Source organism: Hominisplanchenecus sp., assembly GCF_046967715.1.
Lineage (GTDB): Bacteria > Bacillota > Clostridia > Lachnospirales > Lachnospiraceae > Hominisplanchenecus > Hominisplanchenecus faecis.
The window spans coordinates 16413-31670 of the sequence record NZ_JBKVNQ010000010.1; the positions used below are offsets into that span (position 1 = coordinate 16413).

Genomic DNA, 15258 nt, shown 5'->3' on the forward strand with positions numbered 1-15258 from the left:
AGACTTATGAAAACACGAAATTATGGTATTGATTTTCTTCGAATGATTTCTATGATTATGATCGTCATGCTCCACACTCTGGGGCATGGCGGTATTTTACGTTCTGTTTCTTTTTTATCGGTACATTATCAGATTGCGTGGCTGCTGGAAGTGATTGCCTTCGGTGCTGTAAATACTTACGCTATGATATCCGGATTTGTCAGTGTTGATTCTCATTTTAAGATTTCAAACATTCTGATTCTTTGGCTTCAGGTCTTATTTTATGGAATCCTGATCAACACCGTTTTCTTTTTTCTGCTTCCGGAAAGCAGAAATACATCCGGCTGGATACAGGCACTCTTTCCGGTCACCCGAAAAGAATACTGGTATTTTACTGCTTATGCAGGAGTGTTTTTTCTCTCCCCATTCATCAATCAGATGTTTCGGAATCTCTCCGAAAAGCAAATAAAAACTTTATTCTGTTTTACTCTTGTCGTATTTTCTGTGGTTCCGACCATTTCACAGACTTTTACACCGCAGCAGGATGTTTTTTATATGGGCGACGGATACAGTGTTTTCTGGCTCACACTGATGTACCTTCTCGGTGCGTGCATCAAAAAACTGAATCTGGTCTCTCACTCTAAAAAGAAAAAATACTTTATCTTATATTTTTTCTGCATTTTAATTACATGGAGCAGCAAAATTCTTGTTGAAAAATTTCCGATCAGCGGATTTACTCTGGATTCTTCTTTTTTGATTCACTATACATCACCTTTTATTGTACTGGCGGCCATATCATTGCTCCTCATTTTCGGCAGCATGAACTTTTCCGAGTCCGTCAAAAAAATGATCATGCTGATATCACCTCTTTCTTTCGGTGTCTATCTGTTGCATGATCATCCTCTTGTCCGCAGTTATGTTATGACAGAGCGTTTTGCTTTTATCACAAATGGTTCTGTTTCAAAAATGCTCTTATTCTTTTTCGGAATTATCCTTGCCATTTTTGTTGTTGGCTGCTGTGTAGATGCAGTTCGAAGCAAACTGTTTCAGTTGCTTCACATACGCAAATCCTTAAGTAAGCTTGACCGATATTTTGATGTCTGAACGATTACGGAAGACTGTGTAACTATTTCAGACAAATCGAATCATTTACTGCCAAATCTATAAAAATACTTTTAAACATTTCTGTTTTTCATACTCGCAATCAGTCTTCGATAGGATTCTTCCAGATCTGTTTCCGGCTGCCATCCAAGTGCCATCAATCTGGTGGCAGCCAGATGCATTTTTGTATCACTGGCATATCCAAATTTATTTTCCTTTGGAATATCAAATACAACTTCTATCGGCTTTTCTGCAATCTTCTCTGCAACAAATTTTGCCATATCCGCAATCGTAATATGCGATTTCTCATTCACCACATTATAGGCCTGCATATTTTCGCCTTTAACCAGAATGGTCAGCAATGCCCGTACTGCATCCGCCGTATAGCAATAATTTCCTTCGGATTTTCCTTCTGTATGAAGTACAATATCACTGCCCTTCATGGCACTTCTTGCAAACTGTGCAAAAACACGGTTTTCTCCCGGCAATACTCCGGCACCAAACGTCTGTGCCAGCCTTGCGATCTTCACCGGAACTTCATACTGCGTTCCATAGGCAACACACATGTTCTCACACATACGCTTGCTTTCCGGATAATTGCTGCGTAATGCCAGCGGATTTAAATAGCCCGTCATTTCCTCTGTCACCATCTGATCATTCTGTAAATTTAATGCCCCATACATCTCCATCGAAGAAACATAAACCATGCTTCTGACCTGTTTTTCCTTTGCAAGTTCCAGAAGATTCTCCGTTCCGTTAAGGGATGTTCGAATCACATCCACCGGTCTGCTGATCATAACCTTTGAAGTTGTAATACTCGCACAGTGGATGATATGATCAATCTTATCATCCACTTCAACCGGCATCGTAATATCTCCGATCACCAACTTTAAATCCTCTCTCTTTAACAGCTCACCGAAAAGTTTTTCTGCCTTCTCCTGATTACGCACAAGTGCCAGAATTTTGATGCCGGCCTCTTTTCTCCGATTACAACACTGCAATGCTTTTACCAGCAGAGAACCAATCAGCCCGGTCGCCCCTGTTACCAGAACTGTCTTGCCCTTCAGCTCTTCCAATGGAATATCACTCTCTGAAATACGATCCAGGTCTTCCTGTAAAATAGAATCGTCTGCACTTTCCTGTAAAATTTTATTATTCATTTTGCATCTCCTTGTCTGTTACTGTAGCCGCCTTACTGTTCTTTTTTAGAATTGTATATGTAAAATGTAAATAACATCCTGCATAAATAATTACTATATACTTGTCAAGTCCCCCATTTGAAAACAGATAATTTCCATAAGTAAATAAACTAAATAATATTGCCACCGAAGAATATTTTAAATAGTCTTTATTGATGCAAGTAAGTATAACCAAAAGTATTTCCAACGGATATGCATATCTTTCATGCATTGCCGGTAAAAACAATACACAAGTCCAGATAAACCAACTCGCAATACTCACAAAATTTTCAGGACGACTGCAATCTAACTTTCTTTTCATAATAATATACAATCCCATACCACATATGCCTGCCGCCATAACGATTGCTGCCGTTTTCAGCCATTCATAATCATTTCCTACAAACATCCAAAAACTCGGAAAATTCACATGCATATACTGGTATGTACCTGTCTGATTCGCATAAATCCTAAATGGATCAAGTAAACTCCGTCCCTGCACAAAAGCACCTATTCCCGATATCCAGAAAGTAAACACTGTAATAAGAAGTTCAAATATGCTAAATTGTTTTTTATAAATATAGAAACATATAATAAATGGAAAAATAAATATTGTCTGCATTTTAAAAGCAAATGCAATACCTAAAAACATAAATGCTCTATGGTATTTTTCTCTATATAAGTACAGTAATGTAAGAATGATAAACGTTGTATAAATAGAATCACATTGTCCCCAGTAAGCAGAATTAAGAATAACGGTCGGCAACATGATCACCGCAGCAAACGTAACAAAAAATACTTTATCGTTTTTTTCCTTTTTGCTCAATTCGCATGCAAATATAGCTGCTGATATTGCCATACAAAAATCAAAGAAAATCGATAATATTTTATAGTAATAAATGCTCTTGTCTCCTATATATGTAAATAACGCTACTATTGTCTGATATAATATATTATAATCTCCAACCTGATCTTTTAAACTATGGATGCCTCCGTTATCCGCTATTTTTTGAAACCATCCTAAAAGAAACCATGTCATATCACCGGAAACAAAATCTCTTCCTGCATAACGTACAACAATCGCCAAACCTGTAATTGCCAGCATAAATAATATATTAACATTTCGTTCCACAAATTCTACAATTTTTCTTTCTATTTTGAACATTTCTTTTGCTCCTCCTTTTCATCTTTTTCCCATGTGCGTTCACTGATAATATATCGAGGTCTTGCTTTTACCTCCATATAGATTTTTCCGATGTATTCTCCCAAAACACCGAGACAGATCAACTGTATTCCTCCCATAAAGCACACGATACACACCGTACTGGACCATCCGGCTACGGTTTTTCCTAAAATTGTTGCAATAACCGCCCAGATAATTCCGATAAAACTCAAGGCAGAAACTCCAAGTCCAAACCCTGTAATCAAGCGAATCGGTTTTACACTCAAACTTGTAATTCCATCAAACGCCAGTGCAAGCATTTTTGAAATCGGATAATGAGATTCTCCGGCAAGTCTTTCGTGCCTTTCATAATAAACGCTCGTACTTTTAAATCCTACCAGTGGAATCATACCCCGCAAGAATAGATTGACTTCTTTAAAATTTGCAAATTCCTTTAATACTCTGGCTGAAACCAGTCGATAATCTGCATGATTGTACACAATCTCTCCCCCAAGTTTATTTAATAGCTTATAAAAAGTCTGAGCCGTAAATCTCTTAAAAAATGTATCTGTATCACGATTGCTTCTTACACCATATACGATTTCGCAGCCCTCATGATAACGATCCACCATCGCTTCCATAGCAGCTATATCATCTTGTCCGTCACAATCAATTGAAATAGTAATGTCCGCAACATCCTTTGCTTCCATCATTCCTGCCAGAACAGCATTTTGATGTCCTCTGTTTCGGCTCTGACAAATCCCGATGAAATGTTCGTCTTTCTCTGAAAGTTCCTTAATCAAATCCCATGTTTTATCCTTACTTCCATCATTGACAAATAAAATTCTGCTGTTTTCACTTATTTTATCTTTTGCTATCAATAAATTCAGCTCTTCCAGAAACATTTCTGATGTAATAGGAAGCACTTTTTCTTCATTGTAACAAGGTATTATCATATATAATCTTGGTTTCATTTTTTCTCCTCAAATATTTTTATAATCTACTTTTCTTCTTTATCTCACTGTTTAATTTTTCCATTCCATTTGCTGCTAAAATACAAAATACCGGAGCATATGTATATAGATATCTGGCTCTCGCTTCGAAAAACACTTCAAATAAGGTCAGTCCTACAATGGAAAGCATCAGCACTATAATCTCCTGCCGATTTTCTTTCCCCAACCCCGAAACAGCAACCGCACCCATTACAAAAACCCAGATACTCTGCATTACTGTTACATAGATATCATAATATTTGTGATCTGCATAATATACATTTCTTAGAAAGACAGCTATATGATTATCAGGCTGCGGAAAAACAACCATAAAAAAGTTTCCTTCTCCGCCCCATGCATAAGTACCATCATTATAGACAGTAAGCATCTTTTTTGCTAAAAATCGAAGATAACCTGCTATTCCCATATCTTTCATTCTTTCAAAAGTTCTTTGTATATTTGCTTTTTTTCTTTCCTGTGGCGTTGCAAAGGATTTCGAATACGCCACATCATCCCCAACGTAAAGACCTCCACCTTCTTCATTATTTCCCATCATCAGAAAATGGGACATTCCCAATCTCTGATTTGAATCCAGAACAATTTGATTTTTTTCACAAATCAGGTTGATACTTGTTTTTATTGTTATTAGTGAAAGAATAAAACATCCCGCCAAAATCACAATTTGAAGAAGTTTTTTCTTGTTTTTTAAACAACTGAAAAACTGGATGATAAACAATGCTATCAGCATAATAAGGCATTGTGGTTTGATATTATATCCGATACATCCTGCAATCACTGCCATAATTTTGGAAATCCAATCCATTTTTTCTGTTTTATTTGGTTTCATAAATAAATAAAACGTCAGTATCGGAAAAACCAATCCTAACGAATCTGAATAAAAAATTACATTCCACGGAGATAAGCCAAAATTTAAAACAGCTAATATAAAGGCAGCAAATGCAATTTTTTTCTTACAAATGAGATTGGCACTTTTATATGTCAAATAGCACGCAGCGACATTTATCATTGAATTAAGAACTGCAAAAAACATTAACTGTACAACTTCATTTTCATTTGCAAACAAATTACAGAAAGAAATAACAGCTGACTCTATAAACAGCAGCAGTAAATTATTTGGATACATAGAAAATGGATATCTTATAACGATATCCGCCCGATTTCCGTTTACAAATATTTTTGCACTGTTATAAATTCCTCCTGCATCCCATCCAGGTTCAAAAACTATATTGTAAGCAATAAAAATTTGAACAACAAATAATATAATCAAAGAAATTTTTACAATTAAATCATACTTCCATATCTTCTCCGCCTTCTGCTTTCCATTTCTTTTATATCGCCAGTAATATACAAATGCCCCGGCTAAAATAATTCCCCCTAAAATTACAATATTTGGGATCAAAAATCCTTTTTTTAATTTAAAGCTGCACCATTGTCCAAATAATATCAACAAAAATATTATTCCAACTATAAGTGCATACAATCTCTGCGTTGCCTGATAAGTAAATTTTTTCACTCTTTCTCCTCCGATTTTATTATATTTCTTTTATATTATACCTTACTTTTTTTGCTTTTTAAAGCTCATATACTTTTTTTGCTTTTTAAAGCTCACAGTTTACAAATTATTTTTACTTCATTGAAAAAGGCTTTTCAGAAAAAGAGGCATGCGAAATAGCGGAATTTCCAGAAAACATAAATACATAACCTTTTTGCTCATATTAAAGAACTGCCACTCCGGTGTTTTATCACCTTTGTGGCAGCTCTTTTTAACCGCTTTTTATTTCAGAATCAATGTTCTTAACTCTGGTTTATTTTGTAATTTTTACGCTTGCTTTCTGACCTTTTTTACTCAGAAGTTTCTTGTAGCTGTTTAATTTCTTAGCTGGAACTTTAATCTTGCAGTTCTTATGGATTCCCTTGAATGCATTCTTTCCAACGCTCTTCAGAGATTTGGATTTGATTGTAATAGTCTTCAGATTTTTAGCTCCGCTGAATGCATTTGCACCGATCTTTGTTACCTGACTTCCGATGACAACTTTCTTCAGTTTTCTGTTATTCTTAAATGCATTCTTTTCAATTCCAACAACTTTGTATCTTCCGTTTGCCAGTTTTACGCTCTTTGGTACGTTAAAGCTTGTATTGTTGGTTTTACGCGGTTTTACCAGAACTACTGTCTTTTTCTTTGCGTTTGTTACGCGATAGATACCTTTTCCTACCTTCGCTTCTGTTCCAACAGTTGGATTTTTAGAATCGGTTGAAGGAGTTTCCGGCTTTTTATCCGTTGACGGTGTCTCTGGCTGTTTATCGGTTGACGGTGTTTCTGACTCAGGTGCTTTTTTCTGAAGTTTAGCTGCTGCTGCCTGCAGATTTTCAAGTACCTTCTCTAAGTCTGCTTTCGTTGCCTTTTCATCTTTTGCTGCGTTTGTAGCTGCTTCCAGAGCTTTCTTATACTCTTTCCAAGATTCTGGTGTATAATCACTTTCCTTCTTGTCTTTTAAAGCAGTAAGTTCATCATTGATTTTTGTAATCAGTTCATCAATAACCTGCTGTTCGATAAATACCGTAACCTCACAGGAAGCACTGTGCTTTCCATCTTTAGTGGTTACTGTAATCACAGCGGTTCCGTTTGCAACTGCCTTTACATTTCCTTTTTCATCTACTGTAGCTACTTTGCTATCCGAAGTCGTAAATGTTACATTCTGGTTTGCACTATCCTCCGGATTTACTTTTACGTAGATTCTTTCTGTCTGATCTTTTTTGCTCAGGCTCATTTTCTGTTTATTGATCTGAATGCCTGTTGCTTCTTTACTTTCTTTTGAGAATACGAATTTATCAATTCTTGGTCCTTCTTTTTCTGTTCCTTCAAAAACTAAAGTGCCATGACCTTTTTTTGTTACATTAATGGTAAATTCTGCAGTATGTACCTGTGTTGCACCGGCTTCTCCATATACATCCAGACTTCCACTCTCTACATTAGTACCCTTCCATGAAAATACATTTGGATTTCCGCCTGCCTCTGTACGTCCACTCTGATAAGTAGCCTTCACTTTATACTGTCCTGCTGCCGGAGCATAGAAGTTCATGGAAATAGTATCTCCATTCATAAACCAGTCGACCACTTTTCCGCCACTTGCTTCAGATCGTTCCACTACATGTACATGGTTGGTAGAATCTCCATTTAACGGCTTCAGTGTAAAGTCCTCTGCCTCTACTTCTGTTTCTTCTCCTGCTGTTGGAAGAACCATTCCTGTGCTGCCTGTTGAAACAAGTTCATTCTTAGCTTTTACAAGTGTATTCAGGGCCGTTTTCTTCTGTTCATCCGTTGCCTTTTCATCGAATAACAGATCCTTCAATGTGGAAACTGCACTCTGGAATGCATTTGCACTTGTTGCTTCATAGTCTGCAAGATTGATTTCTTCTGCTCTTTCCATTATTTTATCTACATTTGGATGATACAATGTTACATGTGTATAACTGTCTGTATCGAAAGATGCTTCTGAATTTTCTGCCTGCATCAATGTGAAATAAAAGTCTTTTCCATCAGCACTTCTGTCATTCTCCAGTCCTGTCAGAGTAATTGTCTTTGATGTTTCTCCATCTTCAAACGTTACGGTTCCTGTCAGGTTGATATAGTTTACTCCTTGTTCTGCCCCTGCTGACTGTGTTGAATATCCAACAGTAACTTTTCCATGTGAACCTGCAGTACGTGTAATTTCAACATCATATGTTCCGCCATACAGCAAATCACATTCTTTTTGTTTCATACTGAAGATACCGGAACCATCTGCATACCAGATCTTACTGATACCAAGTGCCTGTGAAGTTCCCACAAGTTTGATGGTATGCTCTCCATATGCAAGTTCTTTCGTCGTATACAGCAGGGCTCCCATTTTTCTTGAAGCCTGTTTTGTACTTACCGTATCAACTTTTGTTCCATCAATGTAAACGTCCATGTTTCCATGATTTGGATCAGCTGTTCCAATAACCCATGCTTTTGTTCCTGTAAATTTAAAGCTGGCTGTTACACCTGCATTTCCCCATGCAGAACCCTGTGCTGCACCATCTTCATCTGCTTCGAATGTCCAGTTACCTTCTCTTGTTGCCTTACTGATTCCTATCTTTTTCAGGTTAGTCGGAAGTACCGTACTTCCTGATGATTCTACTTCGAATCCTTTTGCTGCTTTGTATACGCCTACATTACAGATCTTCGGTGTTGCTTTTGCCCCTGTGATATTGATACGTACTGCGGTTCCTTCTACTGCTTCACTGCGGCACAGACGCTTTGCAGAAATCGTAGCTCCTTTTCCGAAATCATGCCATCTTCCTGTTACGTCTTTATATTCTACTGTGAAAGAAGAAATCGTCTGTCCTTTCTGGATATATTCCTCGATAGAAACAACATCGAATTTCTTAATACCATTCAGATTAATCTCCAGACTTCCTGTTGTCTTACCATCTTCCGGTGCCCAGTATGTTTCATCATATGTCTGACCTTCCGGAATCGTATCAATTACTTTACTTGCCGAAAATTCTTTGGAATTTCCCCATACAGAAGTTGCACTTGCTGTTACACCTTCTTCTTTGGTAAAGTCCTCATCAAAGGTTTCCTGAATGTTGCTTCCAAACTCTTTAAAACGGTTTAACTGTGTTTCTCCTACCTTACCCTCTTTATTTGGAGACAGATTCATAAGTAAAGTTGCACCTCGTCCCACGGTACGGAAATAAATATCTGCAAGATCTTTTTCTGATTTTGTCGTACTGTCTCCTGCTGAATCTCTCCAGAACCATCCTGCCAACATTTTCGTGTCAACTTCCGGTACAGACCACTGTACACCTTCGCTCACACCAATATAAGCTCCATCGGATTTTGGTAATTCCTCATAGTCTTCACCAATATTGATCTTTGCCCATGTTTCATTAGATGCCCAGCCTGATTCGTTTCCAATCCAGTGGATACCACCCGTTCCTGCCAGTGCTTTATCTTCAGCACCGTTCTTACCATTTACCGCTTTACCTGTTCCAAATACCTGACAGTGCGGATTATTCTCTCTGATAGCACCCAGGATTGCTTTCCAGTCGTATGTCTGTCTATTACTTGCACTTCCCTGTGCTCCATCCATCCACCATTCTACAAAACGGTCAGAACGGCGTTTTGGATTATTATTGCCATATTTATAGCTTCCATCTGCTTTTTTTGCCTGACAGATTTCATTGATCCATGCTACATACAGTTTATTGTAATCCGTGAAAGTTCCTTTCTCACTTCCTTTATTATGGTTGTTTTTCTTATTGTTGTTATCGCCGAAACATCCATATTTATCTTCATAGATATCCCATGGTGAAAGATAACAGCCCATATCCAGATTATACTTGGTACATGCATCTGAGATTTCTTCCAGAATATCTCCTTTGCCGTTTTTATAGTTTGTACTTGCTATATCATAATCCGTATACTCACTTGACCACAGACAAAATCCATCATGGTGTTTTGCTGTGAGGATCAGACGGCTGAATCCAGCTTCTTTTACCGCTTTTACAAGAGATTCTGCATCAAAATCTTTCGTCAGAGTAAAAAGATTTACCGGAGCAGTCTCTCCATACTTTTCGCCCCACTCAACGTTATTAAATGTATTCGGTCCGAAATGACAGAATGCTGCTGTCCCCTGTTTCATGTACCAAAGCTGTTCATCATTCGGTGTTGCTCCCCATGCTGCAGGCTCTGCCACCGTCGTGTCATTTAAATCTGCATCTGTTACCATCTGAGCATCTGCTGCAAATACCTGACTCATCGGTACTGCCGGTCCGGAAATAACCACTGCAGCTGCTGTCATAACAGACAAATACTGTTTCCATCTTTTCATAAAAGCCCTCCTTAATTTGCTTATACAAAAAATTAATTATGTCCAGTTCATATTAACATCTCATGTGCTTTTTTTCAATTACTATTTACTAAAAAAAGCTGATTACCGGAATATTTTTTATCTATCCTTCCAATAATCAGCTTCCTGTTTCTTTTTTCTTTTATACGATTTGCCCTGTAATTTTCTATTTTATATGATGCCAAGGGCAAATTTCCAAAATTATGGATGACACAGGAGTGGTTTTATGGTTTTATGGCTTCATGCCCCACTACGCTATGAGCAAAAAAGTGGAGCATAAGCATCTTTTGTCTATCCTGTTCCAATCCTCTATTTTACAAATCTGTTTACTATATAAGCGTTTGCTTCTTTTTCTTCCTGATCATCCAGCGGCTGAAGCTCAATGTCTTTTCCGTATTTTCGCTCCAGTGCTTTCTCTATCAACCAGTCACAGACCTGTGGATTTTTCGGCAGCAGTGGTCCGTGCAGATAGGTGCCGATCACATGCTTGTATACAATACCTTCATAGCCAGATTCACCGTCGTTTCCGGAACCATACAGGACTTTGCCAAACGGCTGGTTATCACCGATATCGGTACGTCCGCCGTGATTTTCAAATCCAACGACCGGCATATCAAAGAGATCACTTTTCAGCACGATATTGCTGATCAGTCTTCCCGGTTTCTGCTCCGTGTGGAGTTTGACCAAATGCAGTCCTTCCATACGGCCTTCGTCCGTCTGATAGTAATCTCCAAGCAGCTGATAACCACCGCAGACAGCGATCACAACACCGCCGTCTTCCACATAATCTTTAAAGTTTTTCTGGATCTGCTGCAGTCTTTTGCAGACGATCATCTGCTCACGGTCAGAACCGCCTCCGAGCAGCACAATATCCAGTTTGGAAAAATCTACTTCATCTTCCAGTTTAAATTCCAGCGTTTCTGCTTCAATGCCTCTCCACTGGCAGCGTTTCATCATGCACTGGATATTTCCCCGGTCTCCGTAGAGGTTCAACAGATCCGGATAAAGATGTCCGATTGTAATTTTCATAGCTTCTGCCGCCTCCTACGCTTTTTCCTGCTCTAATTTTTTCAGGATATTGTGAGTGTCATAAAGTGCCGTATAATTTACCAGCACGTACAGATTTCCGGTTCCGTCTGCAATGCGGCTGCGGATTGCCTTTTCTACATCCGGTTCCAGCCTGGATGGAATATCAACATATTTCAGACGCAGACGCATATCCTGGCATCGGATTCCGCTGACCGTGATCGACGCTGCATTCATATCCTGAAAACGGTCAAAATCCACATCCCAGAGCCAGGAAATATCCGTACCATCCTGATCTTTATCGTTGATCAGCACGATGATATCTTTCGGTTTGTCATCTTCCTGCACTGCGGAAATATTCTGGTTAAATCCAGCCGGATTCTTTGCAAGGTTCAGCAGAACATCGGTATTTTTGATGTGAAAATGCTCCATACGTCCGTTCTGCGGATTGTAGTCTGCCAGCACTTTGTTGTAATTCTTTAATTCCAGACCGGCTGTGCGAGCTGCTGCATAGGCTGCCAGAATATTATAAACGTTGTAGAATCCACGGTAGTTGGCTTTTATTTTTCTGTTATCCACATCGAAGGAAAGTTTTCCACCGCTTTTTACGTTTTCAGCATCAAAATCGAGCTTCGGTCTTTTAAATCCGCAGTTCGGACACTCATAATCCCCAAGCTGACTGTAATGGTAAAAATGGTAATTCAGCTTTTCTCCGCAGCATTTGCAGAACTGACCTTCCCGGATCTCTCTTGCATTTTCTTTTTCCTGCTGACACTGCTTTCCGATACCAAACGTAACATATTTGTTACCGGAATCTTTTGCAAGAAATGCCGAAAGTGCATCATCGCCATTTACGACAAGTGTCATATCAGGAGCCATATGCATGGCTTTTTTGAGCAGTTCCATCGTAATATCAATCTCCCCGTAACGGTCGAGCTGATCCCGGAAAAGATTGGTCAAAATCATATAGTCCGGTTTAAAATACGGCAGAACTCTTACTGTTGATGCCTCATCAATCTCAATACACGCATAATCCGCATCCAGTTTTCCGTTCCATTTTGCTGCCAGCACGAATGCCGATATGACACCGTTGAGCATATTGGAACCGGTGTGGTTGCAGATCACTTTCTCACCTTCTGCCTCGATTGCCGAGCAGAGCAGATTATTAGTTGTCGTCTTTCCGTTTGTTCCGCAGGTGATAAAAATCTTTTTCCTCACCTGCCCGGAAAGTTCCATCAGGATTTTCGGATCTATTTTAAGTGCAATTTTGCCGGCCAGGGTTACCCCCTGTTTGCCGGCAAGTTTACATACTACACATGTTGCTTTTGAAATCCAGATTGCAAGCATTCTTCGCAAAATCATGGTCTTCCTCCAGTTTGATTACTCCTGTGTTGTCTCTTCGTTTTTGATTTCTTCGTCGTTTTTCTCATCTTCGATCATTTCGTCTTCGATTTTTTTGATGATATCTTCGCTGTCTGCTGAAGTTTCACGGACTTTCGCAATACTTGCCACAGATACGTTCTCCGAAAGATTCATAAGTTTCACACCGGATGTCACACGTCCAAGAACGGAAATGTCGCTGCACATCATACGAATGACAATGCCTTCGGTATTGATCATCATGATCTCGTCATCCATATGGAGGTTCTTAACACCGATCACGTTTCCTGTCTTCTCCATAATCTTATAACATTTCACACCTTTACCACCGCGGTTCTGGCTCTTGAACTCATCGATCGAGGTCAGTTTTCCCATGCCGTTTGCAGATACGATCAGAAGGTGATCTCCCTGTGTATTGAGCTGCATACCAATGACTTCGTCGCCGTCATTGAGCTGCATGCCGATGACTCCCATCGCCGTACGTCCCATGCTGCGGACATCGGTCTCCGGGAAGCGGATACACTGACCGTATTTTGTTACCAGGAAAATATCTTTTTTGTTGTTGGTCAGCTTGACTTCGATCAGTTCATCATCTTCACGCAGGCTGATGGCTGCAAGTCCTGTCTTTCTTACGTTTGCATAATCCAGAAGCGGTGTCTTTTTCACAATACCCTTTCTGGTTGCCATAAACAGATATTTGCCCTGCTTGTACTCTTTGACCGGGATCATCGCCGTGATCTTTTCTTCCGGTGCGAGCTGGAGCAGATTGACGATCGCCGTTCCTCTTGCCGTACGGCTGGCTTCCGGGATTTCATATCCTTTCAGGCGGTATACTTTTCCGGTGTTGGTAAAGAACATCAGATAGTGATGTGTATTCATCATCAGCAGTTCTTCGATGTAGTCATCTTCGATGGTCTGCATACCCTTGATGCCCTTGCCACCGCGGTTCTGAGCCTTGAAATTGTCAACACTCATACGTTTAATATAACCAAGTTTTGTCATGGCGATCACAACATTTTCACGCGGGATCAGATCTTCTGTAGAAATATCATACATATCAAATCCAATGGAAGTTCTTCTCTCATCACCATACTTATCTGCGATTTCCATGATTTCTGTTTTGATCACGCCAAGCAGAAGATTTTCGTCTGCAAGAATGGCTCTCAACTCCTTGATTTTTGCCATCAGAGCTTCATACTCTGCTTCGATCTTCTCTCTTTCCAGACCGGTCAGTGCACGCAGACGCATATCTACGATCGCCTGTGCCTGTGCATCGGAAAGTTCAAAACGTGTCATCAATGCTTCTTTTGCAAGTGCTGCTGTTCTGGATGCACGGATAATGCTGATGACTTCATCAATATGATCCAGTGCGATCAGCAGACCTTTTAAGATATGTGCACGTTCTTCTGCTTTGTTGAGTTCGTACTGTGTACGTCTTGTAACAACATCTTCCTGATGTCTCAGATAATGCTGGAGCATCTCCAGAAGATTCAGAACTTTCGGCTCTTTGTTTACCAGTGCGAGCATAATCACACCAAAGGTATCCTGGAGCTGTGTATGTTTGAAAAGCTGATTCAGTACGACATTTGCGTTGACATCTCTTCGAAGCTCAATGTTGATACGCATACCTTCACGGCTTGATTCATCTGTGATCGCTGTGATTCCGTCAATCTTTTTATCACGTACCAGTTCTGCCATTTTTTCGATCAGTCTGGCCTTGTTTACCATGTACGGCAGCTCCGATACCAGAATACGGCTCTTGCCGTTTGGCATGGATTCGATTTCTGTTACGGCACGCACACGGATCTTGCCGCGTCCTGTGCGGTAAGCTTCTTGGATTCCTCTTGTTCCGAGGATCATTGCACCGGTCGGGAAATCCGGACCTTTTACGATATCCAGGATTTCTTCGATCTCCGTCTCTCTGCCTTCTTCAATGCGGTTGTCGATGATCTTCACAACGGCTTTTACAACTTCACGCAGATTATGCGGCGGAATGTTCGTTGCCATACCTACGGCGATACCGGTCGTACCATTTACCAGAAGATTCGGAAATCTTGCCGGAAGTACATCTGGCTCTTTCTCCGTTTCATCGAAGTTCGGTGAAAAATCTACCGTATTTTTATCGATATCTGCAAGCATTTTCATGGAAATTTTGCTCAGACGTGCCTCAGTATATCGCATGGCAGCAGCTCCGTCGCCATCGACAGAACCAAAGTTTCCGTGGCCGTCTACCAGCGGATATCTGGTTGACCAGTCCTGAGCCATATTTACCAGTGCTCCGTAGATGGAGCTGTCTCCATGTGGATGATATTTACCCATGGTATCACCGACAATACGTGCACATTTACGGTGCGGCTTGTCAGGTCCGTTATTCAGTTCGATCATGGAATACAAAACTCTTCGCTGCACCGGCTTCAGACCGTCTCTTACATCCGGCAATGCACGTGCTGCAATAACGCTCATTGCATAATCGATATAAGATTCTTCCATGGTCTTTTTCAAATCCACGTCATGTATCTTATCAAAAATATTGTCTTCCAACA

9 protein-coding genes are annotated in these 15258 nt (G+C 39.9%); 1 reads left to right on the forward strand and 8 read right to left on the reverse strand.

Going from position 1 to position 15258, the window contains the following annotated elements:
- Positions 1-6: 6 nt before the first annotated feature.
- Positions 7-1083 (forward strand): acyltransferase, encoded by a 1077-nt coding sequence (locus tag ACLTL4_RS02480; RefSeq protein WP_173896693.1) that lies wholly within the window; start codon positions 7-9, stop codon positions 1081-1083.
- Between the two features lie 71 nt (positions 1084-1154).
- Here the strand turns inward: ACLTL4_RS02480 and ACLTL4_RS02485 are convergent, their stop codons facing one another.
- The 8 genes from ACLTL4_RS02485 to gyrA form a co-directional block, all read right to left on the reverse strand.
- A complete protein-coding gene (locus ACLTL4_RS02485) occupies positions 1155-2240 on the reverse strand; it encodes an NAD-dependent epimerase/dehydratase family protein (protein ID WP_173898435.1) in 1086 nt (361 codons plus the stop codon).
- The gene (locus ACLTL4_RS02490) at positions 2233-3423 is read right to left on the reverse strand and encodes a hypothetical protein (protein WP_412320186.1); all 1191 of its coding nucleotides are present in this window, start codon (positions 3421-3423) and stop codon (positions 2233-2235) included. Before ACLTL4_RS02490 ends, ACLTL4_RS02485 begins: the two co-directional genes overlap by 8 nt.
- Positions 3411-4394, reverse strand: a complete 984-nt coding sequence (locus ACLTL4_RS02495) for a glycosyltransferase family 2 protein (protein WP_412320187.1) — start codon at positions 4392-4394, stop codon at positions 3411-3413. The genes ACLTL4_RS02490 and ACLTL4_RS02495 overlap by 13 nt, the downstream gene beginning before the upstream one ends.
- 19 nt (positions 4395-4413) lie before the next feature.
- The gene (locus tag ACLTL4_RS02500; protein WP_412320188.1) at positions 4414-5946 is read right to left on the reverse strand and encodes a glycosyltransferase family 39 protein; all 1533 of its coding nucleotides are present in this window, start codon (positions 5944-5946) and stop codon (positions 4414-4416) included.
- Positions 5947-6238: 292 nt separating this feature from the next.
- Positions 6239-10291, reverse strand: a complete 4053-nt coding sequence (locus ACLTL4_RS02505; protein ID WP_412320189.1) for an alpha-L-fucosidase — start codon at positions 10289-10291, stop codon at positions 6239-6241.
- Between the two features lie 327 nt (positions 10292-10618).
- Positions 10619-11338 carry a type 1 glutamine amidotransferase gene (locus tag ACLTL4_RS02510; protein WP_248834935.1) on the reverse strand — a complete coding sequence of 240 codons (720 nt, stop codon included), beginning with the start codon at positions 11336-11338 and terminating at the stop codon, positions 10619-10621.
- Between the two features lie 15 nt (positions 11339-11353).
- Positions 11354-12697, reverse strand: a complete 1344-nt coding sequence (locus ACLTL4_RS02515) for a MurT ligase domain-containing protein (RefSeq protein WP_412320190.1) — start codon at positions 12695-12697, stop codon at positions 11354-11356.
- 18 nt (positions 12698-12715) lie between these two features.
- Positions 12716-15256, reverse strand: a complete 2541-nt coding sequence (gene gyrA, locus ACLTL4_RS02520; RefSeq protein ID WP_173866477.1) for a DNA gyrase subunit A — start codon at positions 15254-15256, stop codon at positions 12716-12718.
- Positions 15257-15258 lie beyond the last annotated feature (2 nt).

Bases quoted from the DNA above. Each gene is read 5' to 3' on its own strand.
- ACLTL4_RS02485 (WP_173898435.1), bottom strand. From the start codon at position 2,240: ATGAATAATAAAATTTTACAGGAAAGTGCAGACGATTCTATTTTACAG.
- ACLTL4_RS02505 (WP_412320189.1), bottom strand. From the start codon at position 10,291: ATGAAAAGATGGAAACAGTATTTGTCTGTTATGACAGCAGCTGCAGTG.
- ACLTL4_RS02510 (WP_248834935.1), bottom strand. From the start codon at position 11,338: ATGAAAATTACAATCGGACATCTTTATCCGGATCTGTTGAACCTCTAC.
- ACLTL4_RS02515 (WP_412320190.1), bottom strand. From the start codon at position 12,697: ATGATTTTGCGAAGAATGCTTGCAATCTGGATTTCAAAAGCAACATGT.
- ACLTL4_RS02490 (WP_412320186.1), bottom strand. From the start codon at position 3,423: ATGTTCAAAATAGAAAGAAAAATTGTAGAATTTGTGGAACGAAATGTT.
- ACLTL4_RS02480 (WP_173896693.1), top strand. From the start codon at position 7: ATGAAAACACGAAATTATGGTATTGATTTTCTTCGAATGATTTCTATG.
- ACLTL4_RS02495 (WP_412320187.1), bottom strand. From the start codon at position 4,394: ATGAAACCAAGATTATATATGATAATACCTTGTTACAATGAAGAAAAA.